This window comes from Pseudomonas sp. S2_F07, assembly GCF_054668325.1.
In genome coordinates this window covers 2,299,105-2,323,772 of sequence record NZ_CP162758.1, presented here as the reverse complement: position 1 = coordinate 2,323,772, position 24,668 = coordinate 2,299,105, and the positions used below count along the sequence as shown (strand labels likewise).

Here is a 24,668-nt window from a genome sequence, read left to right as displayed (position 1 = left end):
CACCCAACCGGAGCCTTGATAGTGCTGCCGTGTTCAAGACCTCCATGGCTAGACTGGTCCTACGCGATTCCCCGCATTCTTCTTTTGAGGACATAACAATGAGCATGACGTTTTCCGGCCAGGTGGTCGTGGTGACAGGCGGGGCGGCCGGTATTGGCCGCGCGACCGCCCAGGCATTTGCCGCAGAGGGCCTGAAGGTCGTGGTGGCCGATATGGACGCGGCGGGCGGAGAGGGCACGGTGGCGCTGATTCGTACAGCCGGTGGTGACGCGACCTTCGTGCGCTGTAACGTTACCCTGGAAAGCGATGTAAAAAATCTGATGGAGGAGGTGATCAACTCTTACGGTCGCCTCGACTATGCCTTCAACAATGCCGGCATCGAAATCGAGAAAGGCAAGTTGGCCGAAGGTACGCTCGACGAATTCGACGCGATCATGGGCGTCAACGTCAAAGGTGTCTGGCTGTGCATGAAATACCAGTTGCCGCTGTTGCTGGCGCAAGGGGGCGGCGCGATCGTCAACACAGCATCGGTGGCAGGCCTTGGCGCGGCGCCGAAAATGAGTATCTACGCAGCCTCTAAACACGCAGTGATCGGCCTGACCAAGTCGGCGGCCATTGAATACGCCAAGAAGAAGATCCGGGTCAACGCGGTGTGCCCGGCGGTGATCGACACGGATATGTTCCGTCGCGCTTATGAAGCCGACCCGAAAAAAGGCGAGTTCGCCAACGCCATGCATCCGGTCGGTCGCATCGGCAAGGTCGAAGAGATCGCCAGCGCGGTGCTGTACCTGTGCAGCGATGGCGCGGCGTTCACGACTGGCCATTCGCTTGCGGTGGATGGTGGCGTTACTGCGTTCTAAAGCAACGCATCTCTACCAAAGAAGAGTTGCAACCTGTGGGAGCAAGCTAGCTCCCACAGTTTTTTTGGTTACGCTAAAGGACCAGGCAATGTGTTTCAAATGATTAGATCCAATGGTTTTGGCGGCGTTGTCGCACATGTCTTCGAACACTCCTGTGATTAACTGCTTCTCGCAAAATCAACAGGAGTTTGCTTGCTCATGGAATTGAGAATCGACCGACAGGCGCTGGTGCCCGTCGTACAGCAAATTGTTGACGCGCTGACCTGCTGGCTTCATTCCAGCGGGGTATCGCCCGGTACGCGCCTGCCTTCGGTGCGACAGATCGCGCGGATCAACTTGCTCAGTCAGGTCAGTGTTGCCCAGGCTTGTGAACGCCTGGTGACGCAGGGGATGCTGGTGTCAGGTCATGGGGCGGGCTATACGGTTGCCGACCCGGTATTGGCCGCGGGCGCAAAGCACGAGCCGGTGTGGTTCGAGGGCGTTGAGCCCGAGATCAGGCCCTGTTCGACTGAGTTGAGGCTGGGCTGTGGTGGGCTGCCTGAAAGCTGGCGCGAGACAGACGATCTGATTTACGCGATTCGGCAAGTCAGTCGTTCCGACACGGCCAGCCTGTTCAACTACAGCACGCCGCTGGGTTTGCCGGCCTTGCGACAACAGATCCTCAAGCACCTCAGGCAGCTGGATATCCGGGCGCAGGACAACCGGATCATGACCACGGCGGGCGCCAGTCAGGGGCTTGACCTGATCGTGCGGACACTGTTCAAGGCCGGTGATTGTGTGGCTGTGGAGAGTCCCGGCTATCCGGTGCTGTTCGATCTGCTCAGGCTGCACGGCATCCACATGGTCGAAGTACCGCGAACACCGCGCGGGCCGGACGTGGACGTGCTCGAATCGGTGCTGGTCAAACACCGGCCTCAAGGGCTGCTGATCAATAGCTTCTATCACAACCCGACCGGCAGCAGCCTTGCACCGTTGGTGGCGCGCCGCGTGCTGCAGCTGGCCAGGACCTTCGACGTACAGGTGATCGAAGACGACGTCTATGCGGATTTGCACAGCGGTTCCGGTATGCGTCTGGCTGCGCTGGACGACAACGTGATCTACGTGGGCAGCTTTTCCAAGACCCTCAGCAGTTCCTTGCGGGTCGGTTTCGTGGTGGCTGGTGCCGAAGTCATTACGCGCCTGGCCGAGGTCAAGATGATCAGTGGCATGGGCGCCTCGCGTTTTTGCGAGTCGGTGCTGGCGTGCCTGTTGGCTAATGGTGCCTACCGCAAACTGGTGCAGCGTCAGCGCCAACGCTTGAGCTGCGACCGGCTGGCGGTGCTGCAATTGCTCGAGGATGCCGAATGGGAAGTTTTCGGCAAGCCGGCGGGAGGCTTGTTCATCTGGGCGCGATCACGAATGTCCGACTACGATCAGCTGCGGACCCAGGCGCGGCGCCTGGGTGTGCTGCTGTCATCGAAGACCGCCTTCAACCCCTCGGGTGAGGCCAGTGACTGGCAGCGTATCAACGTGGCCTATGCCTGCGATCCGCGAGCCCGGGCGTTCTTTCAGGCCACTGCACGGGATCGACCTCAAGCGTTCTGAAAACGACGTTGGCGTAGCTTTTTGCCATTATTCCGGCGCCAGAGCCTTGTGTTGCCACCGGCCCGTTGCGAATCTGCGTCTACAGACTTTGGCAGGGGACTAAGTGCAATGAATTCGGCCGTGCAAGGACGTTTTGCCAACCTCGGTATGGCGAAAAAACTGGGTGTCGGGTTTGTCCTGGTACTGTTGTTGACTGCATTGGTGGCGGGCATTGGCGTTTGGTCCCTGCAAACCATCAGCCAGCGCTTCGACGGGCTCAAGCAGATGTCATCGCTCAACAGCGGTTTGCTCAAGGTGCGGCTGCTGGAGCAGGAGTACGCCTTGCACGGCAGTCCGAAAACCGTCGATGCCCTGCACGAGGGCGTCGATGGCCTGATCGCCCTGGCCGGCCAGCTCAAGGCCGCTTCTGCGGCCAACGTGCCGGTGATGAATGATGTCGAACAGTCCCTGGGGGACTATCGCAAGGCTTTCGACGAGTTTGTCTCGCTTACCCAGGCCAAGGACCTGGCCCTGGAAATGGCCAGTTGGTCGGTGTCCAGCGTGGCCAATAACCTTGATGTATTGCAATCCGGGCTCGTCGATGACGGCGCCTATACGCTGAAAGAGTCCGAAGGCAAGGACGGTGCGCAATTCATCGAGCAGGCCAGCCAGGTCAGCCAGGTTTCACGCTTGATGCTGCAAGCCATGAATGAAGCGCGCGTGCGCCTGGATCAAAGCCGCAAAGGTGACGATAGCGCCGGGCAGGGCAAGATCGAACAGGCCAGCCAGGCACTGGCCCAGGCCGAGCAGCTCAAGACCACGGTCAAGGATGAGGGCTATCAGACCGTCCTCAATGAGGTAATGGGCCATATCGTCAGTTTCAGCGACAAACTTGCCGAGTACACCGGGCTGCTGGAGCAGGAAAAAACCGTCTATCAACAATTGCACCAGCGCGCAGCCCAAGTGGTCGAACGGGTGGATCAGGCTTATGTTGCACAAGACATGGCGATGCAGGCTGAACTGAAAAAGAACTCGTTGCTGATCATCGGCTCCTCCGCCCTGGCTTTGCTGGTCGGGTTGGTTGCCGCGTGGTTTATCACCCGGTTGATCGTGGCACCGCTGCGCCGTGTGATTGAGGTGGCGCAGCAGATTGCCTCAGGGGATTTGAGTACGACCATTGACGTGACCCGTCGTGACGAAATCGGCCAGTTGATGCAGGCAATGCAACAAATGGGCGCGGGGCTCAGCCATATAGTCAGCGGCTTGCAGTCGGGTATCGAGCAGTTGGCGACTTCCGCCCAATCGCTGTCGGCGGTGACTGAACAGACCAACCTCGAAGTCAGCACGCAGAAGGAGGAAACCGAACAGGTCGCCACTGCAATGAATCAGATGACGGCCACGGTGCATGATGTCGCGCGTAATGCAGAGGAGGCGGCCCTGGCAGCGCAAACGGCTGACGGCAAGGTTGAAAGTGGCCAGCAGGTGGTGCGCCAGAGCATGGCGCGGATTGAACAACTGGCGAACTCGGCCACCTCGGCCAGTTCGAGCATCGAAAGCCTGAGTGCGGAAATCCAGAACATCGGCACGGTTTTGAGTGTGATCAAAAGTGTGGCGGAGCAGACCAATCTGCTGGCATTGAACGCGGCGATCGAGGCGGCCCGGGCTGGCGAGCAGGGCAGGGGGTTTGCGGTGGTGGCCGATGAAGTGCGTGCGTTGGCCAAGCGAACCCAGCAATCGACCGAGGAAATCGAACGCCTGGTCAGCGCCTTGCGTTTGGCGGCGCAGTCGTCGGTGCAGCAGATCCAGAGCAGTGGCGAGTTGGTGAAGCTGGCGGTCAGCGATGCCTTGCAGACCGAGAGTGCGCTGGGAAGCATTGCGACGGCGGTGTCGCTGATCCAGCAGATGAACCAGCAGATCGCCGCGGCGGCGGAGGAGCAGAGCTCGGTGGCCGAGGAGATCAATCGCAGTGTCACCAGCATTCGCGCCAGTGCCGATCAGTCATCGCTGGCGATGCAGGGCAATGCCGCGTCCAGTATCCAGTTGGCGCAACTGGGGGTTGAACTGAAGGGAATGGTGGGGCATTTCAGGCTTTGAAACGATCATCGGCCAGGCCAAAAAAGCCGCGGATGATTTCGCGGCCGACGATTATCGTCGTTTCAGCCCGCGCTTCCAGGGCGAAAACTTCGCGAAAAACCTGCTGCTGGTGCAACAGGTACAAGCGCTGGCGGCAGAAAAAGGCGTGACGGCGGGCCAACTGGCGCTGGTGTGGGTGCTGGCCCAGGGTGACTGCCTGATTCCGATTCCGGGCACCAAGCAACGTAAATACCTGGAAGAAAACGTGGCCGCACTGGAGGTGACGCTGAGTGGCGAAGAACTGCACGCGCTGGAAGCGATCTTTGCGGCCAATGCCACCGCAGGCCTGCGTTATCCGGAAGAAGTCATGAAACTGCTCGACCGCTAAGGGTTGCCGGCCCGTTCGATGAACCGGGCGGGCCGGGCAACACCGCGTCAGGCCTTGGCCGGCAGACCATTTCCCGATCGCAAAAGCAAGATCAAAAGATCGCAGCCTTCGGCAGCTCCTACAGGGGAACGCGTACACCACCATACAACGAGGTCGAGCGTTAGCTCGCCTCGCGGTGCTGTTGCGGTGCACGCCCCCTCGAGAGGCCGAGCGCAGGTTCTGCGCAGTGGGCAACCCGGCATGGATGCCGGGTTAGCCGCGTACGGCCATGGATGGCCGATCGCGGCGGGCCCACGGAGCAGGACCGGAGCAAGGGGATGCCGAGCCTAGGCGAGGCACCGAACGTAAGGGGCAAAAGCGTTTGGTTACTTGGCGCTTTTCCAAGTAACCCGCTGTAAAAGCGGAACCATAGGAGGCCGTTACCGCAGAAATGAATATGTACACCACCAATAAAATACTCCAGCCAGGAGGCCGCCATCGCCAGCAAGCCGTCTCCTACAGGTATCGGTGTTCCCCGGAATTGCGTGAAGAACCCAAAAAAAGCCACCTCTCGGTGGCTTTTCCATTTTCGTTGATCAGTCGTAGATCACTTTCTTCTTCCAGTCCGCATCAGCCTCGACGTCCTTGAGGCCTTCGGTCAATTGGTTGACCTCGCCTTCGACCGGTGCGATGCGATCCATGACCTGGTCGTTGGCGCGGGCCAGGAGTTTTTCCAGGTACCCCAGTTGCTCGGCGTAGACCTGTGGGTCCTGTTGTTTGCGCAGGTATTGCACGCCGCGCTCGAATGCCAGGCGAGCCTGTCCGGGCTGGTTCTGTTGCAGGGAGTGCTGGCCGAGGTTGTTAAAGAACTCGATGTGCAGCAGTACCAGGATGTGGCGCACTTCACGAATCCAGCGCTTGGCTTCGTTGGGGGGCAGGAAACCGTCCTGTGCCGCACGGGTAATCTGGCCGTGCAGGGCTTCGAGCAGGAAGCGTACATCCTTGGCCTTGGCTTCCGTCTGGATCGGTGCTGGCGGATTGTTGACCGGGATGGATTCACCCTGGCCGACAAGGGCCTCCAGTTCGGCGATCCGCGCCTTGAGGTTGGCGCTGGATTTTTCCAGGTTGAGCAGGCGCTGGCAGACGTTCAGTTCCAGACGGGCCAACAGTAGCTTGAGGGCCGGGGTCATCAGCTGGCCGGGGAATGTCTCGGTGATCTCGCCGCAGCGTCGCAGGCGATCGTTGAGCTCGATCTTGGTACGGGCCTTTTCCAGCTTGTTGCTTTCCACCACATGGTTCATGTAGCCAATGGCGATCAACAGTGCGATCCCGACTACAACTAGCAGGGTGATCATGAGTGGCGTCACCGGTAAGACCTCTTTATAGGTTACGCATGGGAGTCTGGTGGCTTGGCAATTGAGCGCCCAGGCCCGCACGACGGGTTGGATCGGACATGCTTGTACTTATATCGGCCGGAGCCCCGTTTCTATAAATGATGGCACTCGATATACAGATTGCCATCACCCCGTGGACTATAACGTCTTGGCGGGTGCCAGAATATAGGCGTCAAACGCCGGGCAGCGGAAAAACCGCAACGGCTCCCAAAAGCAGGTCGAAGTCATTGATTTAAATAAATTTATATCAGGGGGTTGACGACCTCTCAATCCATCCATAGAATGCGCGCCACTTGCAGCGTAAAGCACACAGCGAAACGAAGCAGGGAGTGAATGTTGTACGTGTGTCCCCTTCGTCTAGTGGCCTAGGACACCGCCCTTTCACGGCGGTAACAGGGGTTCGAGTCCCCTAGGGGACGCCAATGCGGGAATAGCTCAGTTGGTAGAGCACGACCTTGCCAAGGTCGGGGTCGCGAGTTCGAGTCTCGTTTCCCGCTCCAATTTTAAACAGCGTTGCTTTCGGGCAGGGCTGAGTGAAACCAGAACCAAGTCTTCGGATGCGGCTCTGGACACCGAAACACACACCATGTGTTCCGGGTAGCGTGTCCCCTTCGTCTAGTGGCCTAGGACACCGCCCTTTCACGGCGGTAACAGGGGTTCGAGTCCCCTAGGGGACGCCATTTGCGGGAATAGCTCAGTTGGTAGAGCACGACCTTGCCAAGGTCGGGGTCGCGAGTTCGAGTCTCGTTTCCCGCTCCATATTTAACGAAAACGCCGCTCATTGAGCGGCGTTTTTGTTTGCGCGTAAAAAGCAGGATCAACCGCTGAGGGTTTGTACCAGGCTTTCGAGCGCTTCAGTGGTTTTCTCATCCTGCACCTGTTGCGCAGCTGCAGCCGCTTTGAGTTGGCGTGCCAGTCGGTATTCGCTGGGCGTACAGTTGGCGAACTGCTTGAAGGCACGGGCGAAGTAGGAAGGATCCTTGAAGCCGGCTTCATAGCCGATGCTGGTAATCGGCATCTGGCTGTTGTCGAGCAGGTCTTTGGCGAAGTTCATGCGCTTGTCCAGGATGTAATCCGTGAAGCCCTGCCCATTGGCTTCCTTGAACAGGCGGCTGAAGCGAAATGTCGTCATGCCGCAGCGCTGCGCCAGGTCCCTCTGATCGATGCTGTCACGAAAGTGCTGTTCGATGTACAGCATGACATTGCTCAACGCCTGGTGTTTTTGGTGTCCTGAGGTCAGCCGGATGCTGTCCGGCAGAGTCGGGGAGTGGTCGATCTGCGATGACTTGCCCTGGCCGTGGGCATTTCGGCGCAGCTCGCAGAGCTGCAGCACTGCCGTCAGGTAACGCTTCCTCTCGGTGGTCGAGAGCGGAAGCACCATGTATTCCCAGACGCTGGAGCGCATGGCCCATACAGCCAGTTCCTCTGAGTGCTGCACGGTGAACATGGTGATCGGGATGGTGGGGGTTGTGCGTTTGATCTCCAGCAATAGCTTCAAACCTGGAGTGTCGGGGCGATCAAAATGGACGCAGATCATGTCTGCGTGTTCCCTGATGGGCAACACGGAGTTTTTCGCCAGATTGCACTCGCAGGCGTCCTCGAACTGCGTGACGAGTTCTTTCGTGGACCGATCATGAGTCAGATCGAACCACAGGAGCGATGGCCTTTTGGTCAAATTGGACGTCATGTCTCTACTCGGTGGTTCTAGTGACTCTCTTCGCCAGTATTGCCAATGTGCTATCACTTTGCAGATTTAATCCCGATAGAAAAGACGGTTTTTAGTTCCATTCGCTCTATGGGTTGCCTGGAAGTCTGTCCAGGGCGAGTGTTTGCTCGTGAGTCTTCGAAAAAACCGGGTTGAACCGCCTGTCGCTTGTGAATCAGTGGCAATTGCCTTTGCGTTTCAATGCCTTGTTTACCCCTCCCGTTACTGCTGCAAAGGCCAATGCTGCGTATTTGGTCGTCCCGCAAAAAAGTCCTAGCGATGCGCAAAATCTTCCTAACGCTCATGCCTTGCTCCTGACTAGTGTTGCACTCAGGCAGCGCAGAACGTACTGCCTCAGAAAAAACAACATTCGAGTGAGGTGGGCAAAATGATCATGCAAACAATCAAGGCTTCGGTAGTGAAGTTCGTCAAAGACGAAGATGGCCTGACCGTTGTGGAGTACGCGGTAGCCGGTGGGTTGGTTACGGCGCTAGTCGTCACAATTTTCACGAACCTTGGCTTAGCGGTTCAGACAAAAATGCAGACACTGTGCACCGCGATCAAAGGTTCCGCTTGCTGATAGTTCCCGCTGGGGGACGCGTCGATGTCCACGGAGCAGCCGGTTGCCGCTATTTCTGATAGGGCGCCGGCAACTTTCTTAATGGGCTTCACGTTGTCCCTGTTCCAAATCACTGCGTTGTTCAAGGCCGCCAACAGCAACGTTGTGTGCTAACGATTAATACCCGCAGGGAGACATGCCATGTCCACGGAACTGGTATCGATGGTTTTACTGATAGGACTTTTGGGCGTGGCGGTGGTGAGCGATCTGCTTAGCCACCGTATTCCCAACATGCTTGTCCTGGTGGGGCTTACCTTGGGATTGATCGGTCAAATGTACACAGGTGGTGTCAGCGGATTGGGTGACGGCCTGCTGGGTATCCTGATCTGTTTTGCGCTGTTTCTGCCGATGTACGCCTTCGGTGGCATGGCCGCCGGTGACGTCAAGTTAATGGCCATGGTCGGCAGTTTTCTACCGTTCCAGCTCGCGTTGTGGGCTGCAATGTTCAGCCTGATAGCTGGCGGCGTATGCGGTTTATTGATCGTGCTGGTTCGCGGTCAATTGCGTCAGACCCTGGGGCGCTATTGGCTGATTCTAAGGGCGCAGGCTTATCTGGCGCCAACTTCAGATGAAGTCGCTGGCAAGCCTTTCCCATATTCGATTGCAATATTGATCGGCACTTTGAACATAGTCTACTGGCAAGTTGCCGGTGGATTCGGAGGTTAGACATGCACGTCATCGTCGATAGTGATGCCTACCCCAGCGATCGGGGAGCGGTGCAAAGATTGGCTCCTCAGCCGTGCACAATCCGCGAAACCGGTCTGACCGACAGTTTTCTCGGCGAATTGGTGTGCAAGCATTTGTTTGATGCCGGGGTGCTGGACATGTCGCGGCTGGTGGAACGCCTGGCGCTGACCGGCGCGGTACTAGAGGAGGTCCTGGCGTTTCTGCGCAAGGATGGCCGTGTCGAAGTGCTGGGCCAGGTGAGTCAAACGGGCGGGCAGATGCTGCGTTATGGCCTGACCGAACGTGGTCGCAGTGCCGCCCGCGATGCCCTGTCGCGTAGCGGTTATATAGGCGCAGCACCGTTTCCGGTGAGTACCTACCGGTCCCTGATCAAACTGCAGACCATTCACCATGGTCGCATCAACGCCAACGATATGCGCAATGCCCTTGCTGGCGTAGTGCTCACGGAGGAGATGCTGGATCAGTTGGGTGTGGCGATGAACTCCGGGCGCGCGATCATGATTTATGGCCCCGCGGGTACCGGCAAGACTTATGTCAGCAGTCGGCTGATCCGTCTGTTCGCCGAGGCCATCTGGATCCCCCATGCCATCGTCATCAACGAGTCGGTGATCGAGATCTATGACCCGCAGGTGCATCAGCGGCTCGATGATAACGCTCAACAGAACACTTTGATGCTCAACGAAGGCATCGACCGTCGACTGCTGTGCTGCAAACGCCCGATCGTCATCACTGGCGGTGAGTTGAGCATGGAACAGCTGGACGTTCGCTATGACCCTTTCACCCGTCAATACCAGGCTGCCTTGCAGCTCAAGGCCAGCAATGGCCTGTTCATCATTGACGACATGGGGCGCCAGCGCATGGCTCCCGCCGAGCTGCTCAATCGCTGGATCGTCCCGATGGAAGAGAAGCGCGACTTCCTCAACCTGGGCGGTGGTCGGCATTGTGAGTTGCCGTTCGATCTGATTCTGGTGTTTTCCACCAACCTCAATCCCCTGGAGCTGGCCGATGAGGCCTTCCTTCGCCGGATTGGCTACAAGCTGCAATTCGGTTACCTGAAGCCTGAGGAGTACGAAAAGATCTGGCGTCAGGAAAGCGAGCGTCTGGGCATTTCCTATGACCCGCTGCTGGTGCGTTATGTGCTGCAAAGGCTTTATGCAAGTGAAGGCATGCCCCTGGTGCCTTGCCATCCCCGCGATCTCCTGAACATGGCACTCGATCGCCAGCGTTATATGGGCGGTTCCGGACCACTGTCACCGAAAGAGTTGGAATGGGCCTGGCACAACTACTTCGTCCAGCTCGACTTTCTTTGATACGGAGATACTGACATGAGCTCTCGCACGCTTACCCTGATAGGCGTTTCCCTGGCCATGGGCCTAGGGGCTGCATGGATGGCCGACTCCTGGCTGAGCGCGCGGCTCAATGCCAGCCCGGATGACCACCTTCGAAACGTGGTGGTCGCCACGGTAGAAATTCCATTCGGGCAAATGGTCGAGGCCCAGCAGGTCACGACCGTACGCATGCCCTTGGATACGATCCCGGACGATGCCTTCGATGCCAGTGAAAAAGCCGTGGGCAAGATCGCAACCTTCGACATTCTGCGGGGCGACATTGTGCGCGGCGCACGGCTGAGCGAACACCTGGGGGGCAGCACCCTGGCCTCGTTGATTGCGCCTGACAAACGCGCCATTTCGGTACGGGTGGACGATGTGGTCGGCGTCGGTGGATTCCTGTTGCCGGGTAACCGGGTCGATGTACTGGCGACCAAAACCACCAATGCCGGCAGTAACAGCGCCACGTCCAGGACCATCCTCGAGAACTTGCGGGTGCTGGCGGTGGATCAGACTGCGGGCACCGACAAGACCCAACCGGTAGTGGTGCGCGCAGTGACCCTGGAGATGTCGGCCGCTGAAGCGGAAACCCTGGTCACGGCGCAGACGGAAGGCAAGTTGCAACTGGCGCTGCGCAACCCGCTGAACCTCGAGAAGAAAAGCCCGGCCGTTGCGCCTGCCACGCCTGTCGCATCTGTTGCCCCGGCCATGGCCGTGGCCACCGCCGAGGCGCCAAAACGTGTGGTACAGCGCAGCAGTGGCGAGGGCGCGGGTATCACCGTTATCCGCGGGACCGACGCCAAAGTGGTCAACATTCGCTGACAGTGTGCAACAGGTGCCTGGGCACCAGGGTATTGGCGGAGCCGATCCGGATCAGTGTCGGCAATCGAGGGCTTGATGATGAATCTTCGTATTCAGCGGCCGTTCACTTCGACGCCAAGGCGCCAGGAAGGATCGGTGAGTGTTTTGATGGTGATCGCGTTGGCGGCGATGGCCATGATGGCGGCGTTGGCTTTGGATGGCGGGCATATTCTGCTGAACAAAACGCGCCTGCAGAATGTGGTGGATGCCGCCGCCCTGAGTGGCGCCAAAACCCTGAGCCAGGTGGCGGGTGGCAGCAACAGCGCCAGCACGACGCGCACCGCCGCGCTCAATACGCTGGTACAGAATGCCAATGCCCTGGGCAACAACGAACTGGCCACGGCTGTGGGCGGCAACGCCGCTGCATTTGCGGTGGTGGAGCTGGCAAGCAGCGTCTATGGCCCGTTCTCCTATCCCGGGCCGTCGGATGCCAAGTACGTCCGGGTATCGGTACCGAGCTACAGCCTGACAGGATTTTTCTGGAACTTCGCCCAGGTATTTGGCGCTGGTGGCCTGGGAGCCAAAGCGGTGGCGGCGATCGCCACCGCCGGACCCAGCCCCACCAACCCATGTGATGTCGCACCGTTGATGATCTGTGGCGACTCGACTCAATACGACCCGGCCGCCGGCATGTTCTGGGGTTTCCAGTTTGGTGATTTGCAGGTGTTGAAGTCAGCTGCCAACAATTCGTCCGCCATTGGCCCTGGCAACTTCCAATTGCTCGATTTCGGTTCGGGCGGCAGTTCGGTCAGAGAAGACCTGGCCGGTGGCGGCTCGGTCTGCCGCAATGTGGGGGAGACTGTCCAGACCTCACCCGGCAACACGGTCGGCCCTGCGTCTCAAGGCTTGAATACGCGCTTCGGCATCTACAACGGCCCGGTCAGTGCCTCGAACTATCCGCCAGACATGGTGACGTCGTCGAGCAATCCCGCGATCACTTACAACGACTCGGTTACCCCGGCGCAGACGCTGTACCAGGGGCAACCCGTCATCTCGAGTGGTGGCAATCTCACTGCGGGCAGCAACGCGATACTGGACTACAACGACTGGAAGGCAAGTGTTGCCGCCTGTGTAGCGGGGTCCGGCAGTGGTTGTCAGGGCGGTGGGGTATTCGAGCGCCGGATGCTGAAAATCGTCGTTGGTGACTGCACCGGCAAACAGGGCGGTTCAACTACGATCCCTGTCCTGGGCTTTGGCTGCTATTTCGTGGTGCAGCCCATGGATGGCGGCGGCACGCAAGCGCAGATCTTCGGCCAGTTTGTGCGCGAGTGCGAAGGCGACAATGTGGCCGGCCCGTCGCCGTCGACCGATTCCGGCCCGCAGATCATCCAGCTCTACAAAACCTATATCAACGGCAGCGGCACTCCGAGCACTGACTCGTAGGAGGTGTCATGAGACTTCACGGATTTAAGCATTCACAGCGCCAGCAAGGCCTGGCCTTGGTCGAGTTCACCCTCGTCCTGCCGGTATTACTGTTGCTGATGCTGGCCTTCGGTGAGTTCGGCCGCATGCTCTACCAGTACAACTTATTGCTGCAGGCCAGCCGCGATGCCGACCGATTTGTCGCCAGTCAGGCCTGGAACTCGACGCTTGGCATGGTTGCCCTGAGCAGTACGCTGCTGACCGAGACGAAAAACGTTGCGGTGTATGGCGTGCCGGCCAACACCGGGACCGCTGTGGTGTCAGGGTTGACGACTGCCAACGTGGACGTCGTAGCAGTGGGCACCGACCATGTGCGGGTCACTATCACTTACACGTTCTGCCCGGTGATTGGCGGTGGCAACTGCACCGGATCGCTTCCCGGTTTTATTGGTAATCAGATTGCGCTGAGCATTCCGCTGGTCGCCACTACCGTGATGAGGGCCCTGTGATGAACCGAAAACACATGCGCGGCACCTATACCGTGGAGTTCGCCTTCATTGGTCTGCTGATGTTCACGCTGTTGTTCGGCGTGTTGGAAATGGGCCGCCTGTACTTCACGGTCAATGCGCTGGATGAAGCCGTGCGCCGTGGGACACGTTTGGCAGCGGTGTGCAATATCAGCGATCCGGTGGTGTTGCAGCGGGCTATCTTCAACGCGGCGGGCGATGCGGGTACGAGCCAACTGATTGGAAATCTGAGCACTACCAACCTGACGCTGAGCTATCTGGACGCAACCGGTGCGCTGGTAGCCAACCCCACCGACACGAGTGGGGCCAATGGATTTCGTGCCATCCGCTATGTCCGGTTGAGTCTGCAAAACTTCGTTTTCAATCTGTTCATTCCCGGGTTCGGCGTGTCCATTACCTTGCCTGCATTCAGGGCAACGTTGCCACGCGAAAGCCTCGGGCGTCATTCCGATTCCGGGGAGATCACGCCATGCTGAATACCAAGGACACTCCACTCTCTGCCTCGACCGGCAAAGCCGGGCTCAGGTTGCTGATCAGCAGCCGTGATGCCACGTCGTTGCGCGACCTGCAAAGCGTCTGCCAACGCATGCCCAGCCTGGAGGTCAGCACTCGCCTGGTGAGCAATGGGCATGTCGACCCGCTCTATGGCCTGGACCGGATGCCCGACTTGTTGCTGTTGCGCGTCAGCCACCTGTGGCGCGAGGAATTGGCGGCCCTGTTGCAGCGCCCGGCCCATGAGCGTCCACCAATGCTGGTGTGCGGGCTGCTGAGCGAGCAGGAAGGCATGCGCCTGGCGATGCAGGCCGGCGCCCGTGACGTGCTGCCCGAGCCAGTAGCCGAGGCAGAACTGGTCGCCGCCTTGAATCGGCTGGTCGTGGAGGTTCGGAACGGCAGTGGGACTGAAGGCAAATTGATCGCCGTGACCAGCTCCAAGGGCGGATCCGGCGGCACCATGCTGGCTTGCAATCTGGCTCAGCAGCTCAGCATGAAGGGTGGCAGTGCCCTGTTGCTGGATATGGACCTGCAATTTGGCAGCGTGACGCATTACCTGGATGTGGCGCAAACCCACAGCCATCTTGAGGTGTTGCATCAGATCGACGGCATGGACAGTGTCGCGCTACGGGGTTTTTGCAGCCACTTCAGCCCGACCTTGCATGTGCTGGGTGGCCGGGCCGGTGAGCTGTGTCTGCCGCAGGATGCCCAACCCGAGCAACTTGACACCTTGTTGCAGTTGGCCCGCGCCACCTATGACTGGGTAGTGATCGATCTGCCACGGCAGATCGATCACCTCACCGGCTCCGTGCTGGAGCAGGCGGACCGGGTGTACGTGGTGGTGCAGCAGAGCGTCAGCCATCTGCGCGATGCCAGCTCCCTGGTGCGGATTCTTCGCGAAGACCTGGGCGTGCGTGGGGATCAATTGCAGATAGTGGTCAACCGCTATGACAAGTCGGCAGCGGTCAGTCTCAAGGATATCGGCGAGGCGCTGCGCTGCACGAACCTGTCGAAATTACCCAACGACTTCAACCTGGTCAGCCAGAGCCAGAACACTGGCGTGCCGTTGGGGCTGCATGCGCCGAAGGCAGCGATCACTGCTGCACTGCGCGACATGACCGAGAACCTGATCGGTCAACAGGCTGCCGGGAACAAAAGCTTACTCAAACGCGCCTTCAACCGTTTTTTCGGGGGATGACCCATGATCAGCGACTTTCGTAACCGCTTGCGCAAACAGTCCGGTAAAACCGCCTCATCGTCGGTGACCCCGTTGGACGGTGACCAGCCGGATCCGGCAGATGAACTGATGGCTTGGGAGCACGCAATCCCGGATGTCATGTACGAAACCAGAACCCAGGTCACCCCGGTGGAAGCCGAGTGGCGAGAAAAGATCTACCAGCAGTTGCTCAAGGTCATGGACCTGTCCCTGCTGGACTCCCTTGAACAGGCTGAGGCCACGCGGCAGATTCGCGATATTTGCCAGCGCCTGCTCGATGAGCATTCGGCGCCGGTGAGTACTTCCAGCCGCCAGTTGATCATCAAGCAGATCACCGACGAGGTGCTCGGCCTTGGCCCCCTGGAGCCGTTGCTGGCCGATCACAGCGTGTCCGACATTCTGGTCAACGGCTTTTCCTCGGTCTATGTCGAGCGCTTCGGCAAGCTGCAACGCACCGATGTGCGCTTTCGCGATGATCAGCATTTGCTGAACATCATTGACCGTATCGTTTCCAGCCTGGGGCGGCGTATCGACGAGTCTTCGCCCTTGGTGGACGCCCGGCTCAAGGACGGTTCGCGGGTCAACGCGATTATCCCGCCACTGGCCATCGACGGCCCGAGCATGTCGATCCGGCGCTTTGCGGTGGACCTGCTCAATACCGACAGCCTGATCCAGGTGGGGACGTTGACCCCGGCCATTGCCCTGCTGCTCAAGGCGATTGTCCGTGGGCGCTTGAACGTGCTGATTTCCGGCGGTACCGGCAGCGGCAAGACCACCATGCTCAATGTCCTGTCCAGTTTCATTCCGCACAACGAGCGGATCGTTACCATCGAGGATTCGGCTGAACTGCAACTGCAGCAGCCCCACGTGGTGCGCCTGGAAACCCGGCCTTCGAATATCGAGGGGCGCGGCGAGGTGAGCCAGCGGGAGTTGGTGCGCAACAGCCTGCGGATGCGCCCGGACCGCATCGTGATCGGCGAAGTGCGCGGCGTCGAGGCGCTGGACATGCTGACCGCGATGAACACCGGCCACGACGGCTCGTTGACCACGATCCATGCCAACACCGCGCGCGATGCGTTGGGGCGGGTCGAGAACATGGTGTCGATGACCGGGGCGACCTTCCCGATCAAGGCCATGCGTCAACAGATTGCTTCGGCCATCGATGTGGTTATCCAGCTGGAGCGTCAGGAGGACGGTAAGCGCCGCCTGGTCAGCGTGCAGGAAATCAACGGCATGGAGGGTGAGATCATCACCATGACCGAAATCTTCTCCTTTGCACGCCATGGCATGGGCGAAAACGGCGAAGTGTTGGGTGATTATCGGCCCAGCGGCATGATCCCCGCCTTCCGCGATGTGCTTGCCAAACGCGGCATCGAATTGCCGCTTGCGATGTTCAGGCCTGAGTGGATGGAGGCACGGCAGTCATGAGCAGTATTCCTGGTGAATTCATTCTGATGTTCCTTGGCATGGTGTTTATCGCCGTCTTCCTCCTGTCCCAGAGCGTTGCGGTGCCGGTATTCGGCGAGGCCGGCAAGATGCGCAAGCGCATCCGCGGCCGCTTGAATGTAATGGAGAAAGCCAACAATCAGCCCAACATGCAGACAGTGTTGCGACAGAAATACCTGACGCGTCTGTCGCCACTGGAGGCCAGTCTTGAACAACTGCCCTTCATGGAAGCATTGACGCAAATGATAGAGCAGTCCGGGCACGAGTACCGAGCCTATCGGGTATTGTTGCTCGGGCTGGTACTGGGGGGCTGGGTGGGTATCCTGGTCTGGATGGTTTCGTCAGTCTGGTGGATGGCGCTGGTGGCGGGTTTCGCGGTTTTCTGGTTACCCATACTGAAAATATCTCGTGACCGTAGCAAGCGTTTCGCAGCGTTCGAGGAAGGCTTGCCGGATGCGCTGGATGCCATGTGCCGCGCTCTGCGCGCCGGGCACCCCTTCAACGAAACCTTGCGCCTGGTGGCCGAGGAGCACAAAGGGCCGGTGGCTCATGAGTTCGGCCTGACCTTCTCCGATATCAACTATGGCAACGATGTGCGCCGGGCCATGCTCGGCCTGCTGGAGAGGATGCCGAGCATGACGGTGATGATGCTCGTGACTTCGATCCTCATCCATCGCGAGACTGGCGGCAATTTGACCGAGGTGCTGGAACGTTTGAGTCGCTTGATCCGTGGGCGCTTTCGCTTCCAGCGCAAGGTCAAAACCCTGTCGGCCGAGGGGAGGATGTCAGCCTGGATACTGGTGACCATTCCCTTTGTGCTGGCGATCGCGATCATACTCACCACTCCCAGTTACTTGCCTGTGCTGATCAATGACCCCACCGGTCACAAGCTGATCATCGGGGCGTTCTGCGCCATGTTGATCGGGATTTTCTGGATACGCAAAATCATCAGGATTCAGGTTTAAGCGGTGTTCGCTACCGGGAGGTACAGATAATGGACTTTTTGCTCGGGTTGTTCAGTCGGGTCACGGAGAACGAGGAGATGGCGCGCCTGTTGTTCCTTGGCGCGGTCGGCTTGAGTACGGTGCTTGTGGTCGTCGCCGTGATCTTGCTGATGCAGGGGCTTCAGGACCCGGTGCAGCGTCGTCTGGCGCTGATCAAGCGTGGTCATTTCGGCAATACGACGGGGCAGGAAGCGCCGGGTAACTTGCAACTGTTGCTGGAGCGGGTCGGCCAGCGCTTTGGCTCGGCCGAGTCGGCTCAGACTAGTATCACCCAGACCCTGTTGATGCATGCGGGGTACCGTTCCTCGTCGGCGGTGCAGATGTACTGGGCGGTGCGCTTGATGCTGCCTCTGTTATTGATCGGTATTGCGTTGTTGCTGTTGCCGATGATTCCCAAGGTTTCCCTGATCATGGGGATGTCGTTGGTGTTCATGGTGGCCGCTATCGGATGGTTGGCGCCAGCGCTGTATGTCACCAAGCGCAAGCAGTTGCGACAAGGTCGGCTGCGTGCCGCGTTTCCGGATGCGCTGGATCTGATGGTAGTGTGCGTGGAGTCTGGCCTGGCCTTGCCCACGACGATCGAACGGGTGGCTGAGGAAATGTCAGTCAGTCAGGTCGAACTGGCTGAAGAACTGGCTCTGGTCAATGCGCAAATCCGCGCGGGCATTAGCAGTACCGAGGCACTCAAGCAACTGGCTGTGCGCACCGGTCTGGATGACGTACAAGGGTTGGTCGGCCTGTTGGCGCAGAGCATCCGCTTTGGTACCAGCGTGGCCGACACCCTGCGTATCTATGCCGATGAATTCCGTGACCGGCGTACCCAAGCCGCCGAAGAGGCGGGGGCGAAAATCGGTACCAAACTGATATTCCCGTTGATTTTCTGCCTGTGGCCGAGCTTCTTTCTGGTTGCCATCGGCCCGGCCCTGATCGGGGTATTGAGAGCATTCGGGTGAGGTCAAGGGGCTTGAGGCTGTCGAGTGCGACGGCCTTGCCACTCGAGCCTGATCTGCACTTTCCTGCCAGGGATCTAAACATCTGCTCCGGGGTAATCCGTCCAGGGATGGATAATGCGTAGATGCCACAGCTTTCCTGCACACGACATCAAGCCCGGCTTTGCAGCCAGGCCTATCTAGACTACGTCAGAGGCTGATCACCCATCGACATGCCTCAGTTGCTGCCGCTGACGCTCATATCTCCCGCTGCATCCTGGTCAAAAAATTCCGGTATCGGAAAGTTGAAACTGTTCAGCCAGCGCTGCATGGCCAGGTCACGTTCGGTGGCCGAGGCGGTTTGCAGGTGCGGGGAGGCAACCACACCGCGAATCTGCAGCTGCAACCACTGCTCGGTGCCTTGTTGATACGGCGAGGAGGGCCCCGGCCCAATGGCCCAGGCACTGGTGGACAGGCAAGCCATGCACACGATCAACAGCCTTTTGGTATTCATCTCGACTCCTCGTACGTTCTACTTGTTCGCACTGGAAGAGGCATCGGCTACCTCAGTCTTGCGATTCCCCTCGGAGGCCACCACTTTTTTGGCGGAGGTCTTGAGTTTTTCCGCGCGGGTTTGAGCCTCTACGACTTGCTTGGGGCTCAAGTCGGCGCGGGTCACGAGTTCGGCTGCCGCCTTCCAGTTATCCTGATAGATCAGCAACGTCACCATATTGAGTGCCGCCAGTGTGTTTGCCTGCTTGAGCTCCATGGCGGTCATGAACTCAATGCGTGCTTCGGGGATCCGTCGTTGATTGAGGTAGACGACCCCCAGGTCATTTCGCATCCTGTCGTCGGTGGGGGCCATCCACACCGCACGCTCAAGGTGAGTGGTAGCGGTGGCGTTATCATTTCTGGCGGCGGCCAACTGGCCCAGGCCATGTTCCCCTTCAGCCGCCAGACAGGTGCCGAGCAAGCTTTGATACAACGGCTCCGCCTCCGAGTTACGCCCCATCAAGCGCAGCACCCGAGCCTTGCGCAGGCGAACCTGGACCACGCTATCGGGCAAACCTTCCAGATTCGCCAGGCTGGCATACAAGCGGCCTTCGCTGGCCATGTTGTCGGCAAGGTTCAGGGTCAGTTCCTGGTCCGAACCGGGCTTGGCACAGCTACCCGGTCGCGAAGACAGGCCATTGCTGGCACAACCTGCGAGCATCAATGTCGCCGCTATTGCAATGACTGCTTTCATTGAATGTCCCCTGGCTACAACACGTTGAACGCCTGGCCAATGGCAGCACAGCTGGCCCGGCAAGCGTTCAAAGTCACCGTTACGAGTGAGGGCGAGGTCAGTGCGGTTCAGGCTTCGTTTCATTGCGAGAGCCCGCTGAGACTGTCGAAGTCGCCATTTTCCAGGAAAAACATGCGATAGAAGTTCGGGTCGTAATTGCGCAGCTGCTCGCCAGGCAATGACGGTAGTGGTGCATCGGCAGCCAATGGCTGGACCAGATGCGGGGTGACGATCATCAGCAGTTCGCGCTCTTCACGGTTGATGGTGTTGTCGCGGAAAAACGCGCCCAGAATCGGGATATCGCCCAACCCCGGAAACTTGTTCACCTGGGAGTCGTTGTGGGTGCTGATCAGGCCGCTGATGACGAAGCTTTCGCCGTCGGCCAGGGAGATGCTGGTATCGGTACGGCGCACGGTCAGGGCCGGGACTATCGTGCCGGCGATGCTTACGGCGTTGGTGAAGTCCAGTTCACTGACTTCCGGCGCCACCTTCAGTGCGATACGGTTTTTCCCGACGATGGTCGGCGTCAGGGTCAGGCGTATACCGAATTCCTTGTACTCGATGGACACGTTATCGCTGCCTGAACTGGGCACTGGAATTGGTACTTCACCGCCGGCCAGAAAGCTCGCACTCTGCCCGCTGAGCGCAACCAGGCTTGGTCGCGCCAGGGTGTAGGCGAAACCGCTGCCTTCCAGCGCGTTGATCGCCACCAGGGTACTGCCGGTAGCAAACGTGAGGTTGAACTGGTCGTTTCTCACCGGTATCGCCGGCGTGACTATGCCGCCGATGGTGGGCAAGGTTCTCGGCGAGCCGAACAGCCAGTTGCCCCGGACGCCGAAAATCGAGGCGGAGGCTTCCTTGAGCTTGGTCCGGCTGACTTCAACGAAGCGGACATCAGTCTGCACCTGGCTCGGCAGCAGCGGATCGTCGGAAGGCACCGACGGCACGCTGGTCAGCGCCGACGTGGCCTTGCCCTTGACGAACACCATGCTTTGGCGCGGCGTTTTCGAACAGGCGGTCCAGACCATCAGGCTGGTGGTTCCCGGTGCAATGCCCGTGAGAATGAACGCGTTGTTGCCGCTGGGTTGCACGTCGGCAATTTTCGGGTCACCCACCGCCAGTTGCGTTACCGGAACGGGGCTGCGCAGTTCATTCTGCAGTCCCTGACCGACCTCGTACGTTGTCGGCCAATTGTCCAGCTGCGGGCAATTGGCTGGCGCGGCCTGAGCCGCATCCACGCTGAGGCCCATCCAGAACAGGCCATGGATAATTCGCTTGAAAGCGGGCTCGGTACGAAAGCTCATCAAGTACATCCTCGCTGGATAGGCCATCTTTAGGCTGACAGAGTTGTCTCGGATCACTTCATGGGGATCGGACTATCCCCCCCAATGCGCCAGACCACTCATCCATGGCCCAGGCGTTATTCCTTGCGTGCTACACACGAGCGGGCGCCATTCGCTGATCTGGCTGGATAGCGAGCGACCTTTGCTGAAACGGTTTTCAGTGATTCGGTAACCTGGACTGCGCGCCAGAGCGATACCCGCGCCTGGGGATGGCACTGTCTGCTGTCCTGGTTTCCCCTGAAACAAATCGGCAATACAGGAACAGAGCCGGAAAACGCCTGCCAGGATCATGGTGAGGTAACTCCTTTTGCCAATCCGCTATCTGATCACTGAAGCTAACGTGGAAACTCGAGCCGTTATGACTTCTTGTAGTTTGAAGGTAGTTCAATCAAACCAAAGTGCCATGAATTTAAACAAAACCCTTGGTGCAAAGGCTGGATTCAGGCAGGCGGATGAGGGGGGCGGGCAAGGTCGCAGCACGGTGCGGTTGCCTGAAACTGGCGGGTTACGCTCAAGGCAATAAAAAAGGCCCGCATGCTCAAGCATGCGGGCCTTTGGCATCACTGATCTTCAATCAGTGCTTGCTGTCCTGGTTCGACAGCGCCAGCAGTTGCTTTTCCTGGTTCCAGTCGAAAGGTTCGTCGTTCTGTTCAGCTTCGAAGCGGCGTTCTTCCAGTGCCTGATACAGGTCGATTTCTTCATCGGACAAGTAGTGCAGGCAGTCACCGGCGAAATACCACAGTAGATCCCGTGGAATCAGGTGGGCGATTTGCGGATAACGGGAAATGACTTGAGTCAGGATGTCCTGGCCCAGGTATTGGCTTTCGATCGGCTCGATCGGCAGTGACGCCAGCAGTTCGTCGAAGCGCTCAAGGAACAAGGCATGGCTTTCTTCGGGAACCTGCTCGGCCTCACCTACGGCGACCAGGATGCTGCGCAGGTGGTCGAGTAAAACGAGATGATCGGCAACGATGTTGGACACGAGATAAGTCCTCAAGAGCAAAACGGGCGCGGGAGTATAAAGCGCCCGCGCCCGTTTTTACATGCTTGACGGGATCAGCGGACTTTTCCCTCGGCCAGCGCCAAGGCCTCTTGGTCAAAGTCATCGACATCGATGACCTTGCGCCGGGCCGCTTCGGCTTCGCGCAGGGTTTGGGCTTCCACCGGCTGCAACACGCCAGCTTCGAGGGCGGCATCGATCACCGACTCGCCGGCCACCGGTTTGACCTGGCCACTCTTGAGTGCCACATGCAACTTCTTCTGCAACGGCTGTGCGGCGCTCAACAGATTGCAGGCGTGCTGCAATGCACCGACCGGATCGTCGCTCGCTTGCGGGCGGTAGCAACCCAGGAGCACTTCCTCCAGTGCCGGGTCGCCTTTGGCGCGGCCAATTACCCCGGCAACTTCGGCACCGAGTTTGTCCGATGGCCCTTTGTGTCGGCGACCGAACGGGAACACGATCACTCGCAACAGGCAGCCTGCGACTTTGTTCGGGAAGTTGTTCAGCAGTTCATCCATGGCCCGTTCCGCCTGGCCCAGGCTTTCTTCCATGGCCCAGCTCAGCAGTGGTGTCATGTGCTGCGGTGAGTCGAGATCGTTGTAGCGCTTGAGTGCGGCCGAGGCCAGGTAAAGGTTGCTCAGGACATCGCCTAGTCGTGCGGACAGGCGTTCGCGACGTTTCAGTGCGCCGCCCAGCAACATCATGCTGAGGTCGGCGAGCAGGGCGAATGCAGCGGCCTGACGGTTGAGGGCACGGAAATAACCCTGGCTGAGCTTGTCGCCCGGTGTGTGTTCCAGGTGCCCGAAACCGAGATTGAGCACCAGCGTACTGGCGGCGTTACCCACGGCAAAACCGATGTGCTTGAGCAGCAGGTCGTCGAATTCCCTGAGCGCCTGATCCTTGTCTTCACGGCCGGCGAGGGCCATTTCCTTGAGCACGAAGGGATGGCAGCGAATAGCGCCCTGGCCGAAGATCATCAGGTTGCGCGAAAGAATGTTCGCGCCTTCGACGGTGATGAAAATCGGCGCGCCGTTCCATTTGCGACCGAGGTAGTTGTTCGGCCCCATGATGATCGCCTTGCCGCCGTGCACATCCATGGCATCGCTGATGCAGTCGCGGCCGCGTTCGGTCAGGTGGTACTTGAGAATCGCCGACAGCACCGACGGTTTCTCGCCCAGATCGACCGCATTGGCGGTCAGCATGCGGGCGGCGTCCATCATCCAGGCATTGCCACCAATGCGGGCCATGGCTTCCTGGATGCCTTCGAACGAAGCAATCGGCACATTGAACTGCTCGCGAACCTGGGCGTATTGGCCCGTGACCAGACTGGTGAACTTGGCCATGCCGGAGCCCACCGCCGGCAGGGAAATCGAACGCCCGACCGACAGGCAGTTCATCAGCATCATCCAGCCTTTGCCGAGCATCTCCTGGCCGCCGATGAGGAACTCCAGGGGGACGAACACGTCCTTGCCCGAGTTCGGGCCGTTCATGAAAGCCGCGCCCAACGGCAGATGCCGACGGCCGATGTCGACACCGGCGGTGTCGGTCGGAATCAGCGCCAGGCTGATGCCCAGGTCTTCCTTGTCGCCCAGCAGGTGATCCGGATCGTAGGCCTTGAAGGCCAGGCCGAGGAGGGTGGCCACCGGGCCGAGGGTGATGTAGCGCTTCTCCCAATTCAGGCGCAGGCCGAGGACTTCCTGGCCTTCCCATTGACCTTTGCAGATCACCCCGGAGTCCGGCATGCCGCCGGCGTCGGAGCCGGCCAGCGGACCGGTCAGGGCAAAACACGGGATGTCGTCGCCGCGCGCCAGGCGGGGCAGGTAATGGTTGCGTTGTTCGTCGGTGCCGTAATGCAGCAACAGTTCGGCCGGGCCGAGGGAGTTGGGGACCATCACGGTGGAGGCGAGGTCGCCGCTGTGGCTCGCCAGTTTCATCGCCACTTGCGAGTGGGCATAGGCGGAGAAGCCTTTGCCGCCAAACTCCTTGGGGATGATCAGGGCGAAAAAGCCGTTGTCCTTGATGAAGGTCCAGGCTTGCGGCGGCAGGTCCATGGTTTGACCGAGCTGCCATTCACTGACCATGGCGCAGAGTGTTTCGGTCGGCCCGTCGATGAAGGCCTGTTCCTCTTCATTCAATTGCGCCTTGGGATAGGACAGCAGTTTGTTCCAGTCCGGACGGCCACTGAACAGTTCGCCGTCCCACCAGACCGTGCCGGCGTCGATGGCATCGCGTTCGGTTTGCGACATCGGCGGCAGGGTTTTCTGGAACCAGTTGAACATCGGCGCGCTGAACAATTTGCGGCGCAGGTCGGGCAGCAACAGGGGGGCTGCGACGGCGGCGATCAACACCCAGAAAACCAACAGCAACCAGCCCGGCGCGCGGCTGAAAGCGCCCATGGCCACGACATAGACGGCCACGATGATTAGGGCGGGCATCGGGGCGATGCGGCGGTGAGCCAAATAGGCAATTGCGACCAGCAGAACCAGTATCCACAACAACAGCATATTCATTCCTCCGTGAAACCAGGGCGAACCAGCCCACAGAGCTTAGACGGCATCCGCGAAACAGGCTGGTTGGAGCGATGTGATTGGAATCGTGGGAAAAGCG

21 protein-coding genes, 4 tRNA genes and 2 pseudogenes are annotated in these 24,668 nt (G+C 59.2%); 20 read left to right on the top strand and 7 right to left on the bottom strand.

Annotated features, from left to right (window positions below; translation table 11 throughout):
* The first annotated feature begins 98 nt into the window (after positions 1-98).
* From AB4O40_RS10320 to AB4O40_RS10300, 5 genes and pseudogenes are all read left to right on the top strand, one after another.
* The gene (locus AB4O40_RS10320) at positions 99-860 is read left to right on the top strand and encodes an SDR family oxidoreductase (RefSeq protein WP_056727976.1); all 762 of its coding nucleotides are present in this window, start codon (positions 99-101) and stop codon (positions 858-860) included.
* 198 nt (positions 861-1,058) lie between these two features.
* The gene (locus AB4O40_RS10315) at positions 1,059-2,444 is read left to right on the top strand and encodes an aminotransferase-like domain-containing protein (protein ID WP_460154711.1); all 1,386 of its coding nucleotides are present in this window, start codon (positions 1,059-1,061) and stop codon (positions 2,442-2,444) included.
* A gap of 108 nt (positions 2,445-2,552) precedes the next feature.
* Positions 2,553-3,608 (top strand): annotated as a pseudogene (locus AB4O40_RS10310) (HAMP domain-containing protein); the annotation flags it as partial.
* Between the two features lie 27 nt (positions 3,609-3,635).
* Positions 3,636-4,517: a methyl-accepting chemotaxis protein gene (locus AB4O40_RS10305; protein ID WP_460154727.1), complete on the top strand. Its 882-nt coding sequence runs from the start codon at positions 3,636-3,638 to the stop codon at positions 4,515-4,517.
* A 16-nt stretch (positions 4,518-4,533) separates the two neighbouring features.
* Positions 4,534-4,884, top strand: a pseudogene (locus tag AB4O40_RS10300) (aldo/keto reductase); the annotation flags it as partial.
* Positions 4,885-5,459: 575 nt separating this feature from the next.
* Here AB4O40_RS10300 and AB4O40_RS10295 read toward each other — a convergent pair.
* Entirely contained in the window at positions 5,460-6,218 is a 759-nt protein-coding gene (locus AB4O40_RS10295) for a hypothetical protein (protein WP_460054678.1), read from the bottom strand.
* A 385-nt stretch (positions 6,219-6,603) separates the two neighbouring features.
* On the opposite strand from AB4O40_RS10295, the gene AB4O40_RS10290 reads away from it, so the two are divergent.
* The 4 genes from AB4O40_RS10290 (at position 6,604) to AB4O40_RS10275 (ending at position 7,016) form a co-directional block, all read left to right on the top strand.
* Positions 6,604-6,679: transfer RNA gene (locus AB4O40_RS10290), tRNA-Glu, on the top strand.
* Between the two features lie 2 nt (positions 6,680-6,681).
* Positions 6,682-6,757 (top strand) — tRNA-Gly (locus tag AB4O40_RS10285).
* Positions 6,758-6,861: 104 nt separating this feature from the next.
* A tRNA-Glu gene (locus tag AB4O40_RS10280) sits at positions 6,862-6,937 on the top strand.
* A 3-nt stretch (positions 6,938-6,940) separates the two neighbouring features.
* A tRNA-Gly gene (locus AB4O40_RS10275) sits at positions 6,941-7,016 on the top strand.
* Positions 7,017-7,074: 58 nt separating this feature from the next.
* Here the strand turns inward: AB4O40_RS10275 and AB4O40_RS10270 are convergent.
* Positions 7,075-7,944, bottom strand: a complete 870-nt coding sequence (locus AB4O40_RS10270; RefSeq protein WP_056727272.1) for an AraC family transcriptional regulator — start codon at positions 7,942-7,944, stop codon at positions 7,075-7,077.
* A 406-nt stretch (positions 7,945-8,350) separates the two neighbouring features.
* On the opposite strand from AB4O40_RS10270, the gene AB4O40_RS10265 reads away from it, so the two are divergent.
* From AB4O40_RS10265 to AB4O40_RS10215, 11 genes are all read left to right on the top strand, one after another.
* Entirely contained in the window at positions 8,351-8,542 is a 192-nt protein-coding gene (locus AB4O40_RS10265; protein WP_056727267.1) for a Flp family type IVb pilin, read from the top strand.
* Positions 8,543-8,722: 180 nt separating this feature from the next.
* Positions 8,723-9,247: an A24 family peptidase gene (locus AB4O40_RS10260; RefSeq protein WP_056727265.1), complete on the top strand. Its 525-nt coding sequence runs from the start codon at positions 8,723-8,725 to the stop codon at positions 9,245-9,247.
* A 2-nt stretch (positions 9,248-9,249) separates the two neighbouring features.
* Positions 9,250-10,578: a hypothetical protein gene (locus tag AB4O40_RS10255; protein ID WP_056727263.1), complete on the top strand. Its 1,329-nt coding sequence runs from the start codon at positions 9,250-9,252 to the stop codon at positions 10,576-10,578.
* Positions 10,579-10,593: 15 nt separating this feature from the next.
* Positions 10,594-11,418, top strand: a complete 825-nt coding sequence (gene cpaB / locus AB4O40_RS10250) for a Flp pilus assembly protein CpaB (RefSeq protein ID WP_460054683.1) — start codon at positions 10,594-10,596, stop codon at positions 11,416-11,418.
* 75 nt (positions 11,419-11,493) lie between these two features.
* Complete coding sequence (locus AB4O40_RS10245) at positions 11,494-12,840, top strand: pilus assembly protein TadG-related protein (RefSeq protein ID WP_056727260.1); 1,347 nt, start codon at positions 11,494-11,496, stop codon at positions 12,838-12,840.
* An 8-nt stretch (positions 12,841-12,848) separates the two neighbouring features.
* Entirely contained in the window at positions 12,849-13,328 is a 480-nt protein-coding gene (locus AB4O40_RS10240; protein ID WP_056727259.1) for a TadE/TadG family type IV pilus assembly protein, read from the top strand.
* A complete protein-coding gene (locus AB4O40_RS10235) occupies positions 13,328-13,822 on the top strand; it encodes a TadE/TadG family type IV pilus assembly protein (RefSeq protein WP_056727257.1) in 495 nt (164 codons plus the stop codon). Before AB4O40_RS10240 ends, AB4O40_RS10235 begins: the two co-directional genes overlap by 1 nt.
* Positions 13,816-15,036 (top strand): AAA family ATPase, encoded by a 1,221-nt coding sequence (locus AB4O40_RS10230; protein WP_056727255.1) that lies wholly within the window; start codon positions 13,816-13,818, stop codon positions 15,034-15,036. Before AB4O40_RS10235 ends, AB4O40_RS10230 begins: the two co-directional genes overlap by 7 nt.
* Positions 15,037-15,039: 3 nt before the next feature.
* Positions 15,040-16,482: a CpaF family protein gene (locus AB4O40_RS10225; protein WP_056727253.1), complete on the top strand. Its 1,443-nt coding sequence runs from the start codon at positions 15,040-15,042 to the stop codon at positions 16,480-16,482.
* Positions 16,479-17,465 (top strand): type II secretion system F family protein, encoded by a 987-nt coding sequence (locus tag AB4O40_RS10220; protein WP_056727252.1) that lies wholly within the window; start codon positions 16,479-16,481, stop codon positions 17,463-17,465. Before AB4O40_RS10225 ends, AB4O40_RS10220 begins: the two co-directional genes overlap by 4 nt.
* A 29-nt stretch (positions 17,466-17,494) precedes the next feature.
* Positions 17,495-18,457: a type II secretion system F family protein gene (locus tag AB4O40_RS10215; RefSeq protein ID WP_056727250.1), complete on the top strand. Its 963-nt coding sequence runs from the start codon at positions 17,495-17,497 to the stop codon at positions 18,455-18,457.
* A gap of 214 nt (positions 18,458-18,671) precedes the next feature.
* Here the strand turns inward: AB4O40_RS10215 and AB4O40_RS10210 are convergent, their stop codons facing one another.
* The 5 genes from AB4O40_RS10210 to AB4O40_RS10190 form a co-directional block, all read right to left on the bottom strand.
* Entirely contained in the window at positions 18,672-18,947 is a 276-nt protein-coding gene (locus AB4O40_RS10210; protein WP_460054688.1) for a DUF3613 domain-containing protein, read from the bottom strand.
* An 18-nt stretch (positions 18,948-18,965) separates the two neighbouring features.
* Positions 18,966-19,679, bottom strand: a complete 714-nt coding sequence (locus AB4O40_RS10205; RefSeq protein WP_056727246.1) for a tetratricopeptide repeat protein — start codon at positions 19,677-19,679, stop codon at positions 18,966-18,968.
* A gap of 119 nt (positions 19,680-19,798) precedes the next feature.
* The gene (locus tag AB4O40_RS10200; RefSeq protein WP_056727244.1) at positions 19,799-21,022 is read right to left on the bottom strand and encodes a type II and III secretion system protein family protein; all 1,224 of its coding nucleotides are present in this window, start codon (positions 21,020-21,022) and stop codon (positions 19,799-19,801) included.
* A 613-nt stretch (positions 21,023-21,635) separates the two neighbouring features.
* Entirely contained in the window at positions 21,636-22,043 is a 408-nt protein-coding gene (locus AB4O40_RS10195) for a PA2817 family protein (protein WP_056727242.1), read from the bottom strand.
* 74 nt (positions 22,044-22,117) lie between these two features.
* Positions 22,118-24,565 (bottom strand): acyl-CoA dehydrogenase, encoded by a 2,448-nt coding sequence (locus AB4O40_RS10190; protein WP_460054692.1) that lies wholly within the window; start codon positions 24,563-24,565, stop codon positions 22,118-22,120.
* Between the last annotated feature and the right edge of the window lie 103 nt (positions 24,566-24,668).

Bases quoted from the DNA above. Each gene is read 5' to 3' on its own strand.
- AB4O40_RS10320 (WP_056727976.1), top strand. From the start codon at position 99: ATGAGCATGACGTTTTCCGGCCAGGTGGTCGTGGTGACAGGCGGGGCG.
- AB4O40_RS10315 (WP_460154711.1), top strand. From the start codon at position 1,059: ATGGAATTGAGAATCGACCGACAGGCGCTGGTGCCCGTCGTACAGCAA.
- AB4O40_RS10305 (WP_460154727.1), top strand. From the start codon at position 3,636: ATGCAGGCAATGCAACAAATGGGCGCGGGGCTCAGCCATATAGTCAGC.
- AB4O40_RS10295 (WP_460054678.1), bottom strand. From the start codon at position 6,218: ATGATCACCCTGCTAGTTGTAGTCGGGATCGCACTGTTGATCGCCATT.
- AB4O40_RS10270 (WP_056727272.1), bottom strand. From the start codon at position 7,944: ATGACGTCCAATTTGACCAAAAGGCCATCGCTCCTGTGGTTCGATCTG.
- AB4O40_RS10265 (WP_056727267.1), top strand. From the start codon at position 8,351: ATGATCATGCAAACAATCAAGGCTTCGGTAGTGAAGTTCGTCAAAGAC.
- AB4O40_RS10260 (WP_056727265.1), top strand. From the start codon at position 8,723: ATGTCCACGGAACTGGTATCGATGGTTTTACTGATAGGACTTTTGGGC.
- AB4O40_RS10255 (WP_056727263.1), top strand. From the start codon at position 9,250: ATGCACGTCATCGTCGATAGTGATGCCTACCCCAGCGATCGGGGAGCG.
- cpaB (WP_460054683.1), top strand. From the start codon at position 10,594: ATGAGCTCTCGCACGCTTACCCTGATAGGCGTTTCCCTGGCCATGGGC.
- AB4O40_RS10245 (WP_056727260.1), top strand. From the start codon at position 11,494: ATGATGAATCTTCGTATTCAGCGGCCGTTCACTTCGACGCCAAGGCGC.
- AB4O40_RS10240 (WP_056727259.1), top strand. From the start codon at position 12,849: ATGAGACTTCACGGATTTAAGCATTCACAGCGCCAGCAAGGCCTGGCC.
- AB4O40_RS10235 (WP_056727257.1), top strand. From the start codon at position 13,328: ATGAACCGAAAACACATGCGCGGCACCTATACCGTGGAGTTCGCCTTC.
- AB4O40_RS10230 (WP_056727255.1), top strand. From the start codon at position 13,816: ATGCTGAATACCAAGGACACTCCACTCTCTGCCTCGACCGGCAAAGCC.
- AB4O40_RS10225 (WP_056727253.1), top strand. From the start codon at position 15,040: ATGATCAGCGACTTTCGTAACCGCTTGCGCAAACAGTCCGGTAAAACC.
- AB4O40_RS10220 (WP_056727252.1), top strand. From the start codon at position 16,479: ATGAGCAGTATTCCTGGTGAATTCATTCTGATGTTCCTTGGCATGGTG.
- AB4O40_RS10215 (WP_056727250.1), top strand. From the start codon at position 17,495: ATGGACTTTTTGCTCGGGTTGTTCAGTCGGGTCACGGAGAACGAGGAG.
- AB4O40_RS10210 (WP_460054688.1), bottom strand. From the start codon at position 18,947: ATGAATACCAAAAGGCTGTTGATCGTGTGCATGGCTTGCCTGTCCACC.
- AB4O40_RS10205 (WP_056727246.1), bottom strand. From the start codon at position 19,679: ATGAAAGCAGTCATTGCAATAGCGGCGACATTGATGCTCGCAGGTTGT.
- AB4O40_RS10200 (WP_056727244.1), bottom strand. From the start codon at position 21,022: ATGAGCTTTCGTACCGAGCCCGCTTTCAAGCGAATTATCCATGGCCTG.
- AB4O40_RS10190 (WP_460054692.1), bottom strand. From the start codon at position 24,565: ATGCTGTTGTTGTGGATACTGGTTCTGCTGGTCGCAATTGCCTATTTG.